Raw genomic sequence first — 22,650 nt, forward strand, 5'->3', positions numbered from 1 at the left:
CTCACTAATTACTATTTACTAACCTTATATTTTTCATTCGCCGTAATCATTTCCCAATTATCGGTTCTGAAAGGTGATGCTGGGAATTTTTCTTTATTGAAAAGATTGATTTCCGTATCGTCGTCTGCCCAGCCGTAATGTACCGCAATGGGATTTTTGACATTTTCGCTCGAAACTATTATTTTGTTGTCTTTGATTATCGCTTTCGCGGAATGAAAAACTTTGTCTGAACCGGCAATCTCAAAGCCTTTTAATTCATCGTTATTTGGCGTTGAAAGTCCGCTGCCAATATTATCGAAGGTCAGGATGATTTGGTTTCCTTTTATTTCCTGCGATTTAAAAGCTGGCCCGCTGTAAACTTGTTTTTTATTGTAAACATTATTCAATGCAATTGCGGCTAAACGCAATCCAACATCTTGTTTGTTGGTTGGGTGAATGTCTTTTGCGTTACCAATATCAGTTGTAACAGCCATTCCAGTATTTGGCAATTTTAAGGTTTCAAGTTGTGCTTCGCGAAGTTCTGCCCAACGGCTTCCTTTTTGACTGTTACCGCCAAATTCGTCGAAAGTTGACAATTGAACAAAATAAAAAGGAAAATCGCCTTGTTTGAATTGGGTTCTCCAATCATTGATCATTAACGGAAATGACTTTTTATATTCTTTTGCCCGCCAGACATTGGCTTCGCCCTGATACCATAAAACGCCCTTAATTGCATAAGGAACCAGCGGATTTACCATTGCATTGTATAATAATGAGGGATAGCTATTTGGCGACAAAGAGGTTTTGACTACAATAACTTTAAATTTCCATTTTCCGTCAAGCGGAATATTTTTACTGCCGAGTGCTAGTTTTAAATCTGATGCTTCGCCGTAGATACCACCGCCGCCACTGTTGTCTACGATTCTAATTGCAATTACATTTTTACCTTCTTTTAAAACATTTGAAGGAATTTCATAAACACGTTTAAGATCGTATTGTGTATTTTTTCCCACTTCGATGCCGTTTACATAGGTAATGTCTTCATCGTCAATTTTTGAAAGATACAATACCGCTTTGTTTTTGATGTCATCTGCAGAGAGCGTAATTGTTTTTCGCATCCAGACTACACCGTCTAAATCTCCCAGAGGCTGGTTTTCCCATAAACTTGGCGTATTTAATTCTCCCCAGGCTTTATCATCAAAAGCGAGATCTTTAAAAACATTTTCATTTTCTGTACTTACCGGAGTTCCCTGAATTTTTTCGACTCTTTCTTTCATCTGCAATGCATACAATTTTGAAATCGAATCAACGTTGAGCCTTGGAACATCGGCGATCATGGTTTTAAAATCTTCACTTTTTTGAAATGCTTCACGGCTTGTCCAGGTTTCTACATTGGTACCGCCCCAAGATGTATTGATGATTCCGATTGGAATTTTTAATTCGGCGTACAATTTTTTAGCGAAATAATAACCAACTGCTGTAAAATTACCAACAGTTTCTTTGCTTGAAACTTCCCATTTCCCAGCTTTTAAATCGTCTTTTGGAAGTCCGCTTAAATCTTGCGCTACACCAAAATGACGAATCATAGGATAATTTGAATCGGTGATTTCCTGGGCTGCATTTTTGGTTTTAAAAACCTGAAATTCCATGTTCGATTGTCCGCTGCAAATCCAGACTTCGCCCACCAAAACATTTTTTATGGTTATTTTATTTTTTCCTATAATAATTAATTCAAATGGTCCCCCGGCTTTTTCTTCATTAAGATTTAGGTTCCATTTTCCGTTTTTATCTGCTTGCGTTTTTACAATTTGTTTGTTAAAATGAACTTCTACTTTCTCATTGGCATCAGCAAAACCCCAAACCGGAATTTTCTTGTTTCGCTGCAACACCATCCCATCAGCAAAAAGCAACGGCATTTTGATATTTGCATTAGATAAAATACTAAATATCAATAAAATAAAAACAATTAACTTTTTCATTTTCTTATTTGTTAAATGAGTTAAACCATATAAGTGATATAAGTAAATTTAAGATTATTTTCATATTGCACTTAAATATACTTATATCACTTATGAGATTAAAAACCTTTTTACTGCAAACCTTCCACTAAGGCGGTTAATGCCTGCGTATCAAAAACGGTATTGTTACTTCTATTAAAAATTCCGAAACTATTGTCTCCCATACTTCCTTCATCCCAATAAAAAGGTAATAATCCATTTGCTTTTGCAGTTTTTACAACCGTTTTTAAATAATAAGCTCTGGAAGCTAAATGTAAAGTTAAAGCATCTCCGGTTAAAGTCGTTCTTCGAATGGCACCAAATTCTCCTAAAAGAACCGGAATTCCTTTGTCTACAAACTGAGTTTTCATCAGTTTAAAATTTTTCTCTAAATCAGCTTCTTCCCCCCAGTTTGCATTTCGTTCTGTATCTGTTGCGGAATGATAACCTGATCCCCAATAGTAGAACATTTTTCCCCATGATTCGTCTTTGGTCAAGCCTGCAAAATTCCATGGTGTGTAATAATGAACCTCAACCATCATTCGGTTTGCCGCTGTATCGGTTGGTAAAACAGTCATCCATTTATTGGTTTTTTCAATATCGGTGGTTGGTCCTTGAACTACTAAAGTACGATAAGCATTTTTTCCTCCCGTAGAACGAACAGCATCGATAAAAGTTTGATGATAGGAAGTTAAAATAGACATTTGAGCCGCTTCATCAACTGCAGGTTCATTGGCACTTGCAAAAAGCAAATGTTCGTCGAATCCGCGTAAATGTGTTGCAATTTGCTCCCAGAATGCTTTTTGTTTGGCATTGTTTTCTACTTTTTTTGCCTCGGTAATATTGCTTTCCAGCCAGCCTCCGTCCCAGTGAATATTCACTACAACATACATATCATTGTCTACACAATACTGAATTACTTCTTTTACTCGGTTTAGCCAGTCAGTACTAATTTGTGCTGTCGCAGGATTTGACAAATTCTGATTCCATGAACACGGAATGCGGATTGCGTTAAAACCATTTGCTTTTACAGCATCGATCAAAGCTTTGGTAACTTTTGGATTTCCCCAGGCAGTTTCGCCTCCGGTTGCTTCCATCGTGTTGCCAATATTCCAGCCTAATTTTATTTTAGCCGCTAATTGTACAGCTGTACTTGCCATTCCGGATTGATCTGCTGCGATTGGATTTGTATTGTAATTTGGATACAAACCTGCTGCGGGAGCTCCACCTGCCTGAGAAACTGAAATTTGTACCGGCGAAGTGTCCGCAGAAGTAATTGTAATAACCGCTGTTCTCGCTTCTTTGCCTGTATTTTCTAAAGCTGTAATCTTAACCAAAACAGATCCGGTAACACCAGAGGTCTGACTTAATTGTATCCAGCTGGTATTTGCACTGCTGATTGTCCATGTTCTGGCATTTGTTGTAACTTTTATATTTACATCATTTCCTTTGGCGGTAAAATCAATTTTATTCGTATCAACAGTAAGAGTCTTTTCTGCTGTGGCTTTTTCCTCTTCTTTATCTGAACTGCAGGCCCAAATACTTAAAAAAGAAAAACACAACAGGAAACTCAACAGGTAATTTGTTATTGCTTTTTTCATCTTATTTGATTGTTACAATGATTTCTTTTTTAATATCTCTTGAAGAAGTTCCAAGTCTTAGAGTGTATTTTCCTGGTTCAACCGTCCATTTTTTAGCCGTTACATCGTAATATGCCAGTTCTTTTACTGGTAATTTTATCGTAATGTCTTCTGAACTTCCTGATTTTACTAAGACTTTTTTGAAGCCTTTTAGTTCTTTTGCAGCACGTGATACTTTAGAATCTGATTTTGAAGTATACAATTGTACTACTTCTTTTCCGTCTGTTTTTCCTGTATTTTTAACATTCACGGAAACTTCAACAACATCGTTTTGTGCATATTCTGTTTTATCCGATTTTGCATTGTCAAGGGCAAAAGTTGTATACGATAATCCGTAACCAAAAGGATATAAAGGCGCCACATTTTTAGTATCAAACCAACGGTATCCGATTAAAATTCCTTCTGCATAATTTACCGTTTTATCTCCAGGGAAACTATTGGTAGCATGTGCTGGAGAATCTTTTAATTGTTTAGGCATTGTCCAAGGTAATTTTCCTGACGGATTTACTTTTCCTAAAATCACATCTGCCAAAGCATTTCCTCCTTCAGAACCATTGAACCAGCTCCAAACCAAAGCTGCTGATTTTTGGCTTACTTCATTAATATCAAATGGAGCGCCGGCAATCATTACTACAATAGTTTTTGGGTTTACGGCCAATACTTTTTTAATTAATTCTTCTTGTCCAAAAGGCAGGTGCAAATCTCTTCTGTCTGAAGCTTCTGTTTCGTAATCACGGTTAGAACCTGCAAAAATGATCGCAACATCTGAGTTTTTAGCCGCTTCTACCGCTTCCTGAACTTTTGCATCGTCTAATTTATCGATCGTAACAGGTCCTGTAGAAGTAATATTTCCTAAGTTTCCTTTGTTTTTTTCGTCGTAACGCTCTAAGTATCCTTCTGCGTAATTGATTTTTATTGTAGAAGGTAATCTGTTTTTGAGACCCTCAAGCGGTGTAACTTCTCTTTTTGTTTTTACACCAGCTCCAAATCCGCCAAGAGCATTTTTCTTTGTGGCATTGTTTCCGATTACGGCAATAGATTTTACTCCGTCTAATTTTAACGGCAATGTGTTGTTTTCATTTTTCAATAAAACGATCGCTTCAGCTGCAATTTCGTAAGCGTCTTTGTAATGTGCTTCGGTTGCGATGCTTCCTTTTGCACGCGTTCCGCCGCCCATTGCTTTTACTTGGAACAGCGTTCTTAAGATGCGTTTTACATGAAGATCAATTTCTTTTTCTGAAACTTCTCCAGACTTAACCGCAGCAATTAATTTATCTGCTAAGAAAAATTCATTGAATGGTTTTGGAGTTCCCATTTCGATATCCAAACCATTTTTCAATGCTTTTCCTGTTGAGTGCACCGCAGCCCAGTCTGAAACGACAATACCTTTAAATCCCCATTCGTCACGAAGGATTTTATTGAGCATATAATCGTTTTCACATAAGTATTCGCCTCTAAATTTATTATAAGCTCCCATTATACTGTATGCTTTTGCTTCTTTTACCGAAGCTTCAAAAGCTGGAAGATAAATTTCGCGCAAGGTACGCTCGTCAATCTGTACGTCTACAAAATCACGATTGGTTTCCTGATTGTTTGCTGCATAATGTTTTACGCATGCCATTACGTCTTTTTCCTGTAAACCAACGATTAACGGCACAGCGATTTTTTTATTCAAAAACGGATCTTCAGACATGTACTCGTATGTTCTTCCTCCAAGCGGTGTTCTCACCATATTAATAGCCGGCGAAAGTAACATGTCTTTGTCTCTTGCACGCAATTCTTCTCCTAAACTGGTTCCGAAAGTATGTGCCATTGCAGTATTAAAAGTTGCTGCCAAAGCACCTCCAGCTGGGTAATAGGTGGCAAAATCGTTTGTTAATCCTGCCGGCGCCCAATTGTCACGTGAGATTTCTTCACGAACTCCCAACGGTCCATCGGCCATTTTTAATTCTGGAATTCCAAGACGTTTTACTCCTGCGTTAGCAAACATGCTGTTTCCGTGCAGCATTCCGATTTTTTCTTCTAAAGTCATCTGCGAAATCAGTTTGTCGATTTCTGCATCGTGCTCTGTTCCTATTTCTTTACCTGCGTACTCTTCCGTTTGATCTAAATTGGAAACTGTCGTTTGGGCATCATTTTTACAAGAAGTAAAAAGGGCAAAAACCAAAGCTGCCGAAAGGTATATCATTTTGTTTTTCATAGATAGTATTATTAGGTTGTTTGTGGTTTTTTGTTTTTAGTTTATTGTTGAATTTCGTACTGTGTTTTAACACATAGAAACATAGTTTTGCATTTTGTAAAAGGCGTTTCACTGGTTTAAATTCACATAGCTTTTCTATGCTTCTATTGCTTAACTAAATTTAAAAATACAACATCATTTTCTTTTATTTTAAACTCTTTGCTAAAGGTTCCTTTTGCATCTATTGTTATATTTTCTGTTGCAATCGGATCGCCGTTATTTTTCTTTTTCATAGCGTTTACCTGCTCGCGCGTTAACTGATTTGGTTTGTTCAACGCCAGATAATCTGCATAAACGTCATTTACTTTGTAACCTACTTTGTAGATTTCTAAAGTATATTTTCCTTTCTGCAATCCGTCGACTTCAACTTTTACAGTTCCTTTTTCTTTTGATGGAAGATCCTTAACGTAATAGGTTTGATTCCAAACTTTTTCGCCCGGATGTGTATTGGTAAAATCCCAAAGTAAAACTTGTACATCGCCTTTTGCATTTTTAGAAGTCCAAGAAGCTTTATCCGAATTTTGAAGTTCTGTTTCTCCCAATTTGTTCAAAAACTGATACGAGAAATAAGCCGGTTTTTTGATTCCCTGCGTATTCAATAATCCAAAGCCGCCGTGAAAAGGTGTAAATCTTGGGCCTGGTTCTTCAAAAATATCCGTAAAAACCCAATACGACATGGAGTTGGCTGCATTGCCAACTTGTTTTAATTTCTGCAGAATATAAGCTGCCGAGTGATAACTGTCGTGAATGGGATCTGCAGGTGTGTACGAAGAACTCCATTCTGTATAATGCAATTCTAAATTGGGTTTAGCCGAATTGGTAATCTGCTTACGCGAATTAATAACGTCGCCGCTAATACTGTTCTCGTCTGGACTCAAAACGGTTCCAGAAGTTCCGAATTCATCCAAATATCCTTGGTTTACACCGTAAGTATGTGTCGAAACAAAATCCATCGGCACGTTGTTTTTAGCACAAAAGTCTATAGTTTCAGGAACCCATCCTGCACCTGCTGTTGCTGGACCGCCCACTTTGTAATCTTTGTTTACTGCTTTTACACCGCGAGCTGCATAATCATACAATTTGAAATATTCTGCCTGCGTTCCTGTCCAAAAACCCGGAGATAAATTCGGTTCGTTCCAAACTTCAAAATACCATGTTTTTACTTCTTCAACTCCGTAACGTTCTGTAAAATGCTGGGTTAGATTTTTAACCAAATCTTCCCATTTTTTATAATCTTTTGGAGGCGTAACATTTCCTTTCCACCAAAAAATAGTTTCTTTTCCGCTTGCCAGGGCGTTCGGCATAAAGCCTAATTCAACAAAAGGTTTCATTCTCAGGCTCACAATATAATCAAACAAAACATCTACGTATTGGTAATTGTATTCTGGATTTCCTTTTGAATCTTCACGATAAACCGCCATATCATCAGACAACAAACCATGAAATCGAATGTATTTAAAATCGCATTCTTTTTTTACCAATGCCAATTGCTGCTGCCAGTCGGCTCTCAAACCTTCGTTTGCTCTTCCGGCACCGATGCATTCTTTAAACATGGTGTTTAATTTTCCTGCTTCTTTTTTATAATCAACTTTTATGATTCGATTTCCAGCATTACCATTTTGTCCAATGATTTGCATTGAATGAATTAAAACCAGCAGTATTAAAATTCTTTTCATCTGAAAATTGTTTTTGTTATCCTAACAGGTTTTAGAAACCTGTCAGGTTTAACTTTTTACTTCTAACATTTAACCTCTAACTCCAATTACAATTTTTTAAATCTCACTACACCACCTCCGGCACCGCCTAGATTCAATTGTAATTTGTCTGATGCTTTTACTGTTTTCTTAGAAATAGCAACTGCTTCAGGATTATTTTTTTGATTTGTTCCTTCTGCATCTACATAAATTTGTGCTTCGTAAGTCGCATTTGGATCTAAGAATGATAATGAAACGTCTACTTTTCTTGGATTTTCATTGGTCAATGTTCCCAAATACCAGTCAGCGCTGTTTCTGTCTTTTCTGGCTGTTGTAATGTATTCACCAATTTTTCCTTCTACAATTTTGGTATCTTCCCAATCTGTCGGAACATCTTTTAAGAATTGTAAAGCTGGTGTCCCTTCGTAGTTTTCCGGAAGATCTGCCAGCATTTGAATTGGAGAATAAAGCACTACATACAATGCCAATTGCTGCCCAACCGTTCCTTGAATTCTTTTTCCCGGATAACCTTGTTTTACCTCAACATCAAAAATTCCCGGCGTAAAATCCATTGGTCCGGAAAGTAATCTTGTAAACGGAATAATACTTAAGTGGTTTGGAGGATTTCCTTCGCTCCAAGCATTGTATTCTTGTCCGCGTGCTGCTTCTCTCGAAACCATGTTCGGGAAGGTTCTTCTTTCTCCTGTATCTTTAATTGATTCGTGGTATAAAACTGCTAAATCATATTGTGCTGCTTTTTCTAAAATGTATCTGAAATAGTTCACTCCAAATTGCCCGAAGTGCATTTGTTTCATGTTCAATTTTGAACCTACGTGACCAATTTTTACGGTATGAATTCCCAGTTTTTTGTATAAAGCAAATCCTTCATCAACTTCTTTTAAATAGTTGATTAAGTTCGAACCTGTTTCGTGATATCCAATTAATTCAATGTTTTTGCTTTTTCCGTAAGCGACTACTTTTTCTAAATCAAAATTGTCGGCGCTTTTCGTGAAACTGAACATGTGCATGCGGTTTTCATACCAAGCAGGCGTCCAGCCTTTGTTCCATCCTTCGATCAATAAATGGTTGAAACCTTCTTTTGCCGTAAAATCGATATATTCTTCTGCATGTTTGGTTGTTGCTCCTTGTTTGTCGCTTTCCCAAAATGTATATTTTCCGATGTGCATTCCCCACCAGATTCCTAAGTATTTATAGGGTTTGAAATAAGATGCTGTGTTTTTTAATTTGTCTGGTTCGTTCAAATTTAAAATCAGGTAAGAAGTAATCAATTCTCCCGGATTTTCTCCAATTTGAATCGTTCTCCAAGAAGATGTAAAGGTATCTTTTACACGGACTTTTACTCCGTCTGCCCAAGGCACTAAGTCTGATTTTAGTTCTGTTCCTTTATTGTTTACCAAAGTCATACTTGCAAAATCATATAGATTTGCTTCGTGGAAACTTAAGGCCAAACCGCTTTTACTTTCGATTGTTAATGGAGTCAAAACGGTATCCAATGTACTTACTGCCGCTTCTTTAAACAAGTATTCGTCACGATCTGGACGGTTTGCCGGAATCCACCATGCTTTTCCGTCTTCTTTTAGATTGAAAGTTGTTTTTTCATCCATGATGAAAATACTGTCTTTTACATTTTGTTTTGGATACACATATCTAAAAGCAACTCCGTCATCAAAAGCACGGAACTGAATTTGCAGCTTTCTTTTGTTTCCTGTTTTCTGCTGTAAATCGACTACCAATTGGTTGTAGTGATTTCTAATATTTTTCTTTTCTCCCCAAGCTTGTTCCCAAGTTTCATCAAAGGTTGAAGTTTTAGCTCCTTTGATTTCGAAATTGGTGCTTAAATCTTCATTTCCTTTTAATAAAAATCCCATTTCTGACGGTGAAATCACTTCGGTTTTTCCGTGAGAAACACCATATTTTGGAGCGTTTTTTACTAATTCAAATTTAATTTTGTTTTGTCCGTTTGGCGAAGCCAGTTCATAAGCATTTTTACTTTTCTGACTGTATCCAATCGAAACTGAAAGTAATAAAGCGGGAAGAATCAGGTGTTTTTTCATGATATTTTTTCTTAATTCATTTTTAATAAATCGGGTGTTGCAAGTGCTTTCACCCGATTTAGAAACTCAACAAAAACTTATTTTTATCCTAAGTTGGGATTTATTTTTTTGGCCACAGATTGCACAGATTAAAATGATTTCTGTGTGTTTTCTTTTTCTTAATCTTTGACTATTTTTTTTAAACACATAGAATCATAGTTCATCGGAACTTAACAAAAGGCGTTTCACTAGTTTAAACAAACATAGTCTCTATGTTTTAAATATTTTCTAATAGATTTTATTTTTCAAATCTTTTTTTGCCACAGATTAAAAGATTTAAATGATTTTTTCTTTTCTGTGTGTTGATTTTTTCTCGCAGATCTAGCAGATTTTTAATTTTTAATCCTTTTAATCTGTGGCAAAAAATTCGTGCAATTCGTGTAATTCGTGGCAAACTTTTATTTTACCCACTCCGTTTTGAAAGTGGTTTTTCCGTTTAACGGATTTGCAGTTACATCAAAATTGTTTCCGTTTTTAGTAACTTTTATTTCTTGTACGGCATCGCCTTCTGGTAAAAATACTTTAGCTGTTGCCGCTGTTGTTTTATCGCTTGCGTATACTTTTAATGTCAATTTGCTCCAATCCATATCTTTTGTAGACTGCGCTAAACCGATGTGTGGAATTGCTGTTCCGTCTTTAATTAAAACTACACTTGGCACTTCGCCGGCTTTAATTTTATGCCATCCCGATTGGTATACTTTTTTAGTTTGGTAATCGATCCAAGTTCCTTCTGGAAGGTAAACGTCTCTTTCTTCTACTTCTTCAAAAAGCGGTGCAACCAACATACTGGATCCAAATAAATACTGATTATCAACTAACCAAGCTCCGGGATCATTTGGATATTCTACAAATAAAGCACGCATCATCGGAAGACCTTTTTGAGAACTTTCTTTTGCCTGAGCATAGATATACGGCATTAATTCGTAACGCATATTATCTGCTTTTCTAAATCCTTCTAAGAACTCTTTACTGTACAACCAAGGCTCTCGAGGCGGTTCTCCGTGGCTTCTTACGTGAGACGTCAACATTCCGAATGGTGTCCATCTTCTGTAAATATTCTCAGGAGATTTAGTGGCAAAACCTCCAACGTCATGACTCCAGAAACTGAAACCAGAAAGACCTAATGAAAGTCCGCCGCGTAATTCTGCCGACATGGCTCCGTTTGAAGTTTCAGAATCTCCTCCCCAATGTAACGGATAACGCTGCGATCCTGCCCAAGTACTTCTCGCCCAGATTAAGGTATATCCTTTTTCTTTCTGCGTAATTTCAGCAACAGCTTTATTGTATCTTAAAGGATATAAATTGTGCTCGTAGAAACCAGTTCTTCCAGAATGGTAGATTCCGTCCGGCGGTGCAGCTTCTCCAAAATCTACTTTGAAAACGGCTACGCCTTCATCAAATAATTTTTTCAATTTTCCTTGGTACCAAGTTATCGTTTCAGGGTTTGAGAAATCTAAAACGGCATCTTCATAAGGAAGGTTTCCTTTTCTGTCTCTTACGGCTAAGTTTTTATCCATGATTTCTGGAAATAAAGTATTCTTTGGCGTGAAATACGGCAATTGCCATAAACAAACCTGGAAACCGTCTTTCTTTAAATCAGACATCATTTTGGTTGCGTCTGGAAAACGAGATTTTGCAAACTCATAATTGTTTCTCCAATCTACATCAAACCAGCCGGTATCAAAGTGAATGACATCGGTTGGGATTTTGTATTTACGCAAATCTCTTGCAACTTCACGTCCTTCTTTTTCTGAGAAATACGTGATACGGCTCATCCAGAAACCAAATGACCAAAGCGGCGGCATGGCAGCTTTTCCGGTTAAATTGGTATATTGATCTAAAACGTCTTTTGGTTCTCCAATGAAGAAAAACAAATCGGCTTCGTCATCGCCAATGTACATTTCGTTGGCACTTGAAAAATATTTTCCAAAGTCAACCGTAATTGGTGTAGAATGGTGCATGAAAACACCGTAGCCGCGGCTGCTCATGTAAAACGGAATCGGTTTGTACATCGTTTCATTTTGGATTCCGTTGGCGTCATCTGTCCATAAAACTACTTTTTGACCGCGTTTGTTGAATTGTGTGAAAGATTCTCCACAGCCAAATATTTTTTCGTCTGGCTCTAAACTGAACGCCGCGCCCATACTTCTAGAGTAATCGCTGTTTCTGCGAACGTAAGAAAACGGAAGTGTTGGTGTGTATGTGTTTTTAAAATCGGTATCGTGAAGAGTGCTTGTCAACAATTTCCCTTTTTCATCGTAGATTTTTACGTGCCAAGGTTTTGTCAAGATTTCAACTCTTCCGTGTTTGCTTGTATAGCTATGCCCGCCTTCGATTTTAGAATATTTCCATAATTCCGGGTGATTTGGCGCAACGCCGTCAACCAGCATTAAAGATTCCTTTTGTGGATGAAACTGCGGCCCGGAAGTCGTTTTGATTCGAACTGTTCTATCCGAAACAAACTGAATTTCAAACGGCAAAACCGGAGATTCTGCGTATTCTGTTGTTGGGAATTCGTTTGCTTTTTCTACATCAGGTTTCATCATCATGTTGTTGAAAGCCTGACGCGTTTTGTAGTTGTATCTTAAATATTTGATTGTTCCTTTTCCTGTTGCAGGATCAAAAGAGGCCAACTCATCAGCAAAATAAAAAGTGTTCAGATAGTTCTGAAAATCTTTACTGATATCAATTGGTGCGTTCAGTACATCTGCGTTCTGAATTTGAGCTGAAGCATTTGGAACTGTAAGAAGTCCAAAAACGCAAATCGAAAACAAGGTTTTTAAATGTGATTTTTTCATTGGTTGTTTTTATTTTTTATTCAAAAGCCTTTTTTTTTTTAAACACATAGAATCATAGTTTTTCTTTGCGCTAAAAAGGCATTTCATTTGTTTAAATTCACATAGTTCTATGTGTTAGAAACTAGTTTCTTTTTATTCTCTTTTTACAGAAACAAAAATCTATGTCTCTATGTGTTTATTTTTTGCCACAGATTAAAATGATTCGAAAGGATTTTTTTTCTCTAGCAGATTTAATCCTTTTAATCTGTGGCTATATTTTTTTTTAAATCTATACGCTGAATTATACACTACTATTCTGCTGTAATTACGATTGTGGCTTGTTTTAGTCCATTCGCTTTAGCGGTTAATTCCAATCTTCCAGATTTATCTCCAGATTGTACAATTACTAAACATTTTCCAGCCAAAGCTGTGTGTTTATTTCCTTTGTACGGTTCATGACTTACCGGATCTCCGCTGCAAACTCCAACAATTTTTCCGTTTCCTTTTAAAGAGAAATTAATTTCTTTATTAGCATTTGGAGCTAATGTTCCTTTATCGTCTAAAATATCAACTGTAATAAATGACAAGTCATTTTTATCTGCTTTTATCGTACTTCTATCCGCAGTCAATTTTAATTGCGACGGATTTCCAGCCGTTTTAATTTCTTTTTCTAAAACTCCTTTTCCGTCTTTACGAGAAACTGCTTTTAAGGTTCCTGCTTCAAAAGGAATTCGCCACATTACGTGTAAATCATCTCCTTTTTTACTTCTTTTTCCAACCGATTTTCCGTTTACAAAAAGTTCCACCTCATCGGCTTTGTTATAATATGCCCAAACATCAACAGTTTGTCCAGCCTTCCAGTTCCAATGCGGAAAAATATGCAGTACCGTTTTGTCTGTCCATTCGCTTTGGTACATATAATACACATCTTTCGGGAAACCGGCTAAATCAACGATTCCGAAATAAGAACTTATTGACGGCCATTCGTATGGCGTTGGTTCTCCGATATAATCGAAACCAGTCCAGATGTACATTCCAGAAAGGAAATCGTGTTTTTTGATTACTTTCCAGGTTGCTTCGTGTGTAGAACCCCAAGGCGTCTGTACCTGATCGTAAGCCGAAACCGTGTTTCCAGGATTTCCTTCTGTAAATTTAAGATCCCATCTTACCGGCCATTTTTTTATGGTGTCTGAAAAGGCATCGTAATATCCTCTTGTCTGCAGTCCCGAAGTTGTTTCGGTTGCGATGAAAGGTGTATTAGGGAAATTCTTCAGATGATGTTCATATGTTTGATGCGCATAATTGTATCCAATTAAATCTAAAACACCTGATCCGGCAAGCGGATTGATCGAAACATCTTTTTTCTCAAACTGTAAAGTCACGGCATCAATATTCATGTTTACCGGCGGATTCATCGCTGCAGTCAACGGACGTGTTTTATCATATTGGCGCGTTATTGCTGCTAATTCTTTGGCAATTTCCACACCTTTTTCATTCCATTGTTCCGGAATTTCATTTCCGATGCTCCAAACAAAAATACTTGGATGATTTCGGTCGCGCAGCAATTGATCTACTAAATCTTTCTTGTGCCATTTGTCCCAATCGTTTCCGTAATCGTATTTAGTTTTAGTTTGTTTCCACATATCAAAAGCTTCATCCATGACAATGAAACCCATTTTGTCGCAAAGGTCTAAAAGTTCTGGTGCAGGCGGATTGTGTGAAGTTCTGATTCCGTTTACGCCCATTTCTTTCATGATTTCTAACTGGCGTTCGATCGCGCGCGTGTTAATTGCAGAACCCAACGGACCCAAATCGTGATGCAGACAAACTCCTTTTATTTTAACTTGTTTGCCATTCAAAATAAAACCTTTGTTCAAATCGAATTTAAAATCTCTGATTCCGAAATTGGTTTTGTATTGATCAATGATTTTATCGTCAAGCGAAATTTCCGTAAATGCGGTATACAATTCTGGTTTTTCAACTGACCATAAAACAGGATTTGGTACTTGTATTTTTTGCTTACTTTTTTGATTGGCATTTGCACCAATTGTTATATTTTGACTAGTCGATTTTATTCTTCTAAGATCATTTCCTATACCATAAAAAATAGTTGTTGTTAATGTTGCTTTCTTTGAAGTCGGATATTGATTCTGAATTGTAGTTTCAATATTTACCGAAGCTGTGTCAGCAGTAACTTTTGGCGTTGTCACATAAGTTCCCCATTGTGCAACATGAAGTTTATCTGTGGTTTCGATCCAGACATTTCTAAAAATTCCTGATCCCGAATACCAGCGAGAATTGGGTTGTTTTGAATTGTCAACCTTAACAATTATTTCATTATTTTTTTCTCCGTAATTTAAATATTTAGAGATTTCATATTGAAAACCAATATATCCGTTTGGACGTTTTCCTAAATAATGGCCGTTTACCCAGACTTCGCTGTCTTTATAAACACCATCAAAAGTGATTGAGGTTATTTTTGTGCTGTCTGCCGCAGCAACTTTAAATGTTTTTTTATACCAGCCCAAACCTCCGTTTAGTGCGCCTCCGCCGTAACCTGCAGGGCTTTTTTCATCAAAATTCCTTTCGATGCTCCAATCGTGAGGAACGTTTAATGTTCTCCATTTTGTCGAAGTGCCGATGGTATCTTTATCAATAATGCTGTCATTTAAGTGAAAACTCCAATCTTCATTAAAAGAAACTTTTCTGTTGCTAAATTTTTCATTTGTTGTTGTTTTACAGGCTGTGAAAAACAACAAGCTGACAAAGAATAATCCTATTTTTTTATATGCAGTCGGCTTAAACATAGTGTTTTAAATTTTAATAACCTGAAAGCAGTTTTTCGGCTGCTTCCAAGTTATTAGTTAACCAAAATTTATTTCATTTTTAAGGGATTATATAGTGGAATACAAACCATTCATCTTTGCCCGCATCATATGATGTTCCAAACCAGATACCTTTTTGAAGGAAGTCATTATTGTAGGCTTTAACTACTTTAATAACGTTGGTTGTTGGGTTCATCCAGCTTGTTGAATTTTGAATAAGCGTGTTGGTTCCTAAATTGATTTCATTTTTGGCTTCATCAATTGTAAATAATCCTGTGGTTACTACGCCGTTTTGGCTTCGGGTATAATTTAGTTTTCCTCCAAATTGATCAAAACGAATCCATGAATTACCAGCCGCTTCTGCCCAGTCATCATTCCATCCCCAGTTATAAGAACTTGTGGCATTGATAGTCCATCCTTTTCCTTTTCCTAACCAGTCAACAGGATTTCCTTTGCCGTCTAAGCTCCAAACTCTTCCTGCACCAACGCCTCCGGTAATCATTTTTAATAATTCGCCTGAAGCAAAAGTTGGATTGAAACCTTCATCGTAAGTTGGTCCGGTAACCGGCGGTACATAACTGTCTGCATATTCTTTTGAAACAAAGTTCCAGATATACCACCACGGGCCTTCGCTATTGGTTCTCATAATGGCAATTCGCAACTGGTTTTCAGTAAGTTTTAATACTTTAATATTGTTATTCCAGTTGGTTGCGTTTGCAATATAATTGTCTGGTCTTAAAATCGTTGCTCCAGTTGTGGTTAAAGTATGCGTATTAACGTCTAAGAAATAAGTACCGCTTTCTTTAGTTGTACCATCAGGTTCATTAACCGTCATGAAAGGCCCGCCTTCAAGACTGAATGTCATGGTTCTTCCCCAATGCATATCAGCATCTGAACTTGAATTTGCATTGCCTTCCGGCTCCCAGTTTGGTGTAAAATTACCCCATTCTACTACTGTACTAGGATCTGCATAAGACATTGCTCCCATTGCTAAACCATATTTACCATTGTCTGCAATCCATACTTTCTTTTTGCCAACTCCTCCTGATAAAGCAGTCCAAAGCGGATCATTCACATAATTTAAATTATCCTGAGTAACGGCCACCGTAACAGGATCCAGTTCTACGATTCCTGCGCTTGTTACTGCCGAAATTTTTATCGTATAGTTTCCTTTAAAAGCGTACTGAACCGTTTGTACAGCCTTATCTGATTTTCCTGTAACATAATCCCAATTTAAGATAACACCAGGAGTTGTGTTTTTTAAGATCACGGTATTTCCTCCCGGATCTTTTACTAAATCCTGAGTAATTTCAAAATGTATATCCGATTTGTCGATCGGGCCGTCAAGAGAATAACTTTCAGGCGAACAAGATGATACCAGCATTGCCAGCATCAAAAATGATGTCATTAATAATTTTATATTTTTCATTTTCTTTCATTTATAGTTAAAATTACCAACCGGTATTTTGCTTTAAAACTCCTCCAGATAATGTAATCTGAGTATTTGGAATTTGCTGCAATCCTTTAGTGTTTTGAATTTTTGCTGCAGAAATTGTTTTGGTAGTCTGTGCGCCGCCACTAAGTAAAGTCGTTGTTTCGGCAATACTTGAAGATGCCTTACCAATTCCCTGACGAAGTAAATCCCAATATCTGATTCCTTCAAGTGCAAATTCCAAATGTCTTTCGGTCATGATGTTATCATAATTTACAGGAATTTGAGTGTAACCTGTTTTGTAGGCTCTTTTTCTAACAGTATCAAAGTAATCCTGTGCACTTCCGCTTCCTAATTCGGCAGCCATTAACAATACATCTGAGTATCTTAACACCACATAATCCTGAAACTGGCTGATATCCCAAAACTGGCTTCCCATAGTAAGCGGTAAATCTTTTCCATCTTTATCAACCATTGGCGAATATTTTTTGTTGTAATATCCTGTATACTCACGCTGATTATTCAATTTATCAAATGGTATTTTTTCTTCTGTAATTCCTATTATAGTTGCAGTGCGTCTTGTATCGTTAGTTGCATACGCATTCCATAATTTAGAATTTACTGTTACTCCCCAGCCGCGTCCGTATGGATAAGACGAGAATTCTCTCATCCCAAACATTACCAGCCAATGATTACCATCTGTATTTCCGTTATAATCACTAGTATAAGTATATTTAATAGAAAACACTATTTCTCTATTGCTTTCTCCTGCGTATTTATCTACAGAAGCTGCCGGCCAAAGTGTTGAAAAATCTTCTAGTAAACCATGTCCGCTTGAAGCCACAACATCTTCTAAATGCTGTAAAGCCTGTGCTTTTGTAACTACACCAGCTAAATCAGTTTTTCCGTAATATCCTGTATAATATAAGAAAACACGGCCAAGTAAAGATTTGGCGGCCCATTTGGTAACACGTCCGCTAACTGTAGCACTATAAGCTGATGAAGGTAAATGATCTGATGCAAAAGCCAAATCCTGAGCAATAACTTTGTACACTTCTTCTGGCGCTGCCTGCGGGATATTATCTGTTGAAGGAGCTGTCAATAAAGGAATATTTCCCCATAGACGAACCATTTCAAAATAAAGATAGGCTCTAATAAATCTTGTTTCAGACTCATAGGTGTTTCTTAAAGTTGTATCTCCGTTCCATTCTATCTGATCCATTTTAGACAGCAAAACGTTGCAGCGATAAAGTGCTTTGTAATAGGCAATCCAGTTATCGTTATACATATCTATTTCAGACGGAGCACGTGTAATATCGAACTCGTCTATTGCTGCATAATCGTATTTATCTGAATTACCTGTTCCGCCAAAGCAGTCATCTGACATTATCTCACTTGTCACCGGAATTCCTTTACCAGCACCTCCTGTTGCAACCTGCAATCCGTCATAACAACCTATTAATGCTGTATAAGCATCATCTGTTGTTTTATAAAAATTTGTATCTGTCTGCTGTGTGAGCGGTTCTGTTTCTAAACTGCAAGAACCCAGAGAGAATAAACTCAAACAGAAAATATATAAATATGTATTTTTCATTTTTTTATTTATTAAAGTTTAACATTTAGACCCAGCATGAATGTTCTTGGTCTTGGATAATATCCTACATCTACACCTGAAGAGAATTTTTGGTCATCATCTGAAGAACCAAATCCAATCTCAGGATCCATACCATCATATTTTGTAAAAGTGTAAAGATTTAATACTGAGAAATACACTCTAAACTGGCTTGCAAAAAATGGTTTTGACTGTTTCATCTTTGCTAAATCAAATCCTAATGTTACCGTATTAATTCTCAAGAAATCACCATCCTGAACATATAAATCTGAAAACTGTGCAAAGTTTCGGTTATCCTCAGTAACTCTTGGAATTCTGTTTGAAGAACCTTCACCATGCCAGCGGTCTAAAATTGCCGATGTGTAATTTCCGTAAGCATTTGTCTGATTTCTGTAAGATTGTACAATTTGATTTCCTGCAACTCCATTTGCGTTAAGCGAAAAATCAAACGCTTTGTAGCTTGCTGATAGAGAGAAACCGTAAGTAAAATCAGGATTTGGATTTCCGATACTGGTTTTATCAGAAGCATCAATTTTATCGTCTCCGTTTGTATTTGCGTAGATAAGATCTCCAGGAGCCGCAGTTGGCTGCAACACTACCCCGTTTGCCGATTTATAGTTATCGATTTGTTCCTGATTTTGAAAAACTCCTCCGGTTTTATATCCCCAGAAATATCCTAAAGGATATCCGTTTTGAGCTCTGTAAAATTCGCCGGCATTGTCATAAAGTTCATTACTCAACCCGTGAATAATACCATCTGTAGTTGGGATTTGCCCTACTGTATTTTTATTATAAGCCCCATTTGCACTTATGCTGTAGTTAAAATCTCCAATTTTATTTTGATAATTTAAGCTTAACTCCACTCCTTTGTTAACCACATCACCACCGTTAATAAAGGGAGGATTGGCACCGGCAGTTGCTAAAATTGGAGCCAATATCAGCCAGTCTTTATTTGTTTTTTTATAAACATCAAAAGTTACGTTCAGTGCGTTGTTTAAAAATCTGGCATCAAAACCAAGGTCAATTTGTTCGGAGGTTTCCCATTTCAGACTTGGATTTGCAATATTCTCTAAATACGCTCCCGGTGTAAGAACACCTTCTTTATCACCAAAAATATAGTTGGTCGTATTTGATTTTACAAGTGCCAAATATTGAAAAGGTCTGATACTTTGATTACCAACCTGACCCCAGCTTGCTCTTAATTTAAGGAAATTGACAACTTTAGAGTCTTTCAAAAATTCTTCATTTGATGCAATCCATCCTCCAGATACTGATGGAAAATAACCCCATTGATTGCCCGGAGCAAATTTTGATGAACCATCTGCTCTTAACGTTGCGTTTAATAGATATGTTTCTTTATAATTGTAGTTTAATCTTCCAAAGTACGACATCAATTTATTCTCAAACTTGCTTCCTTTCATTGTCATTCTTGCTCCATCTTTGTTTGTCGTGTTATCTATCCAGGCATGTTCCAGATCATTAAAAACAGAATCTGCATTAGCGGCTTCTATAGAAGTTTGATCATAATTAATAAAAGACGTTCCTGCAAGAGCCTCAAAATGATGATTATCAGCCACATCAAACTTATACGTTAACAAGTTGTCCCAGTTGATACTTTTGCTTTTAAACATATCCTGATTAACTCTGTCAAAAGCACTATTGGCATAAATTGACAATCTGTAAAAAGGTGAATAAGAATGACCTTCGTCAACATTATAGTCCAAACCTAAAGTAGTTTTGAATGTCAGGTTTTTTATTGGCTGAATCTGCAAATAAACATTACCCAGTAATTTTTGATTATTGCTTTCATTTTGGTTATTATAAACCATTAAAGCATAAGGATTTGCTACACCAGATAACCAAGGCTCTGTGCTGCTAGACGTGTCAAAATAATTACCATTTGCATCGTACATAGGAAGCAGAGGCGTTGCCTGAAAAGCACTTCTAAGTGAGTTGTTGTATTGATTTCCAACTCCAATACCATTTTTATCAACATAAGCAAAACTTAAATTTTCACCTATTGTCAATACATCTTTGTATAATTTATGTTCTGAATTGAATCTGAAATTGTAACGCTCATAGTTGGATAAATCCTTGCCGCCCACAACTCCTTCTTGTCCTAAATAAGATAATGAAGTAGAATAAACAGAAGTATCTGAGCCACCTGATGCACCAAAAGAGAAATTTTTAGTTGCTGCATTATCTGTCAGCATTTTGTCCATCCAGTTTGTTCCGGAACCCATTCCTGCAATTTGAGCATTTGTAAAATAGGGTGTATTACCAGAGTTTACTCTCGACTCATTTAGTATAGTTGCATATTCCCTGGCATCCAGCATATCTATTTTTCTGGCAACAGATTGTACTCCATAATATTGGTCAAAAGTAATCTGACCTGTTGCGCCTCGTTTTCCTTTTTTGGTTGTTACCAAAACCACACCGTTTGATGCCTGAGAACCATAAATCGCAGCCGAAGCGGCGTCTTTTAAAACAGAAATAGATTCGATATCGGAGTTGTTCAAATACGAAATATCACCCGTTAAAATTCCATCAACAACATACAAAGGTGTACTTCCTGCAGTAGATCCCACACCTCTAATTACTACATTTAAACTTTCTCCCGGCTGTCCAGACGTAGACGTAACCTGAAGTCCAGCTGCTTGTCCCTGAAGTGCCTGAAGTGCATTTGTAGTATTTGTTTTTACCAGATTCTCACCACTTACCTGAGTAACGGCATTGGTTACAAGTGTTTTCTTTTGTGAGCCATATCCAATAACAACCACTTCTTTAAGTTCTGAAGTTTCTTCCTGCAGTACAACATTGATTGTTTTTTGAGTTCCTACAGTTATCTTTTGAGATTTAAAACCAATAAAAGTAAATACAAGCACGTCGCCTGTTTTTGCTTCTATTTTATAATTTCCATCAAAATCAGTTGCTGCACCAATTTTGGTTCCTTCTACTGCAACAGTGGCTCCGGGAATTCCCATTCCGTCAACGGCCGATGTTACATTTCCACTTACAGATCTGGATTGTGCCTGAGCAAAACCCGACTGCATCATAAATAAGCTAAACAACAGTGTCGTACAAAACGAGAACACAGTTGTTTGAATACAATCTTTGCTTTTCATAATAAATAAGAGTTGGTTTAAATTAAGTTAGTTACGGTTATATTGATTAAAGTGTGAGTTTCATAGAGAATGGTTTTGTAGTCAAATCATCAAATATTTATAAGCAGGTTCGATTGATTTTATAAAGCATAAAATGGTTCTTTTCAAAACTTATAGTCACAATGAACTTATCTTATGGTGATTTTGACTACAAGTGTAAAACTTTTTTTCTATTTTAGCAAAATATTAAGGTTATTTTTTTTCGATTCTGATTTATAAGGAAGCATTTTTATCAATCTGACAAGAATTTAATTTAAATCGAAATATAAATTTTAGAAAAAACAATCAATTATAAAATTGACAATCAAGTGCTTAAGGATTTTCGTTTTTTGATTCTGTTTTTGAATCAACTTTAACCAACTGATTATCAATTTTTTGGTTTGTAAAAAAAATATTAAGTAATCATTAAAGACAGTTATGCATTTTATTTGCTTAATTTGTCAAAACTTATTTCGCAAATGGATAAAAAAGTAGATGCCGGTTCTGTTGCAAAAAGCGAACAAAATGCAATGAATGCAATTACAATTGACTGCGTTGTATTTGGGTTTGATGAGGGAAGTTTAGAAGTGCTTTTAGTACAGCACGCAGAAGGAATAAGCAAAGGTAAGTGGGGACTTCCGGGAGGATGGATTTATAAAAGGGAAAGTACTGATGATGCAGCCCATCGTTTGTTAAATGAACTTACGGGTCTCGATAATATTTATCTGGAACAGCTGAAAGCATTTGGAGATCCGGATCGTTTTCCGCTTAGACGTGTTATCACGATAGGTTATTATGCACTTGTAAAAAGGGAAGATTATAATATTAAAGCCGGATTTACAGCTTCTGATGCTAAGTGGTATAAAATAAACAGTATTCCGGATTTGATTTACGATCACAACGAAATCTTATCTTACAGCATACAAAATCTCCGCAACCGCGTTCGCCAGGCACCTATTGGATTTAATCTGCTGCCAGAAAAATTTACTTTACTGCAATTGATGCATCTTTATGAAGAAATTCTTGGTATTGAATTGGACAAATCTAATTTTCGCCGAAAAATTCTTCACATGAAATTACTTGCCGCTCTGGATGAGAAACAGCAGGATGTTTCGCATAGGGCAGCAAAACTCTATAAATTCGATCCTGATATTTATAAGAAACTGACTGAAAAGGGCTTTAATTTTGAATTTTAACA

General features: G+C 36.7%; 11 protein-coding genes. 1 reads left to right on the top strand and 10 read right to left on the bottom strand.

The genetic code is table 11. The features are described 5' to 3' along the window. Window positions 1–11 precede the first annotated feature (11 nt). The 10 genes from BKM63_RS05030 to BKM63_RS05075 form a co-directional block, all read right to left on the bottom strand. Window positions 12–1,958 (bottom strand): sialate O-acetylesterase, encoded by a 1,947-nt coding sequence (locus tag BKM63_RS05030; protein WP_071635530.1) that lies wholly within the window; start codon window positions 1,956–1,958, stop codon window positions 12–14. 110 nt (window positions 1,959–2,068) lie between these two features. Further along, window positions 2,069–3,577 carry a cellulase family glycosylhydrolase gene (locus BKM63_RS05035; RefSeq protein ID WP_071635531.1) on the bottom strand — a complete coding sequence of 503 codons (1,509 nt, stop codon included), beginning with the start codon at window positions 3,575–3,577 and terminating at the stop codon, window positions 2,069–2,071. 1 nt (window position 3,578) lies between these two features. Then, window positions 3,579–5,816, bottom strand: coding sequence for a glycoside hydrolase family 3 C-terminal domain-containing protein (locus BKM63_RS05040; RefSeq protein ID WP_071635532.1), 2,238 nt, complete (start codon window positions 5,814–5,816; stop codon window positions 3,579–3,581). A gap of 143 nt (window positions 5,817–5,959) precedes the next feature. Then, a complete protein-coding gene (locus tag BKM63_RS05045; protein WP_071635533.1) occupies window positions 5,960–7,531 on the bottom strand; it encodes a GH39 family glycosyl hydrolase in 1,572 nt (523 codons plus the stop codon). Between the two features lie 86 nt (window positions 7,532–7,617). Beyond that, window positions 7,618–9,624, bottom strand: coding sequence for a glycoside hydrolase family 97 protein (locus tag BKM63_RS05050; protein ID WP_071635534.1), 2,007 nt, complete (start codon window positions 9,622–9,624; stop codon window positions 7,618–7,620). A gap of 437 nt (window positions 9,625–10,061) precedes the next feature. After that, entirely contained in the window at window positions 10,062–12,461 is a 2,400-nt protein-coding gene (locus tag BKM63_RS05055; RefSeq protein ID WP_071635535.1) for an alpha-xylosidase, read from the bottom strand. 290 nt (window positions 12,462–12,751) lie between these two features. Next, window positions 12,752–15,247 (bottom strand): glycoside hydrolase family 2 TIM barrel-domain containing protein, encoded by a 2,496-nt coding sequence (locus tag BKM63_RS05060; protein ID WP_071635536.1) that lies wholly within the window; start codon window positions 15,245–15,247, stop codon window positions 12,752–12,754. 79 nt (window positions 15,248–15,326) lie between these two features. Next, window positions 15,327–16,694 (bottom strand): hypothetical protein, encoded by a 1,368-nt coding sequence (locus tag BKM63_RS05065; protein WP_071635537.1) that lies wholly within the window; start codon window positions 16,692–16,694, stop codon window positions 15,327–15,329. A 22-nt stretch (window positions 16,695–16,716) separates the two neighbouring features. Then, a complete protein-coding gene (locus tag BKM63_RS05070) occupies window positions 16,717–18,291 on the bottom strand; it encodes a RagB/SusD family nutrient uptake outer membrane protein (RefSeq protein WP_071635538.1) in 1,575 nt (524 codons plus the stop codon). A gap of 11 nt (window positions 18,292–18,302) precedes the next feature. Beyond that, on the bottom strand, window positions 18,303–21,434 hold the full coding sequence (locus BKM63_RS05075; protein ID WP_071635539.1) for a SusC/RagA family TonB-linked outer membrane protein: 3,132 nt from the start codon (window positions 21,432–21,434) through the stop codon (window positions 18,303–18,305). A gap of 497 nt (window positions 21,435–21,931) precedes the next feature. Between BKM63_RS05075 and BKM63_RS05080 the strand changes: the two genes are divergently transcribed. After that, complete coding sequence (locus tag BKM63_RS05080) at window positions 21,932–22,648, top strand: NUDIX hydrolase (RefSeq protein WP_071635540.1); 717 nt, start codon at window positions 21,932–21,934, stop codon at window positions 22,646–22,648. The last annotated feature ends 2 nt before the right edge of the window (window positions 22,649–22,650 follow it).

It is taken from the genome of Flavobacterium johnsoniae (genome assembly GCF_001879205.1).
Classification (GTDB): Bacteria; Bacteroidota; Bacteroidia; order Flavobacteriales; family Flavobacteriaceae; genus Flavobacterium; species Flavobacterium johnsoniae_A.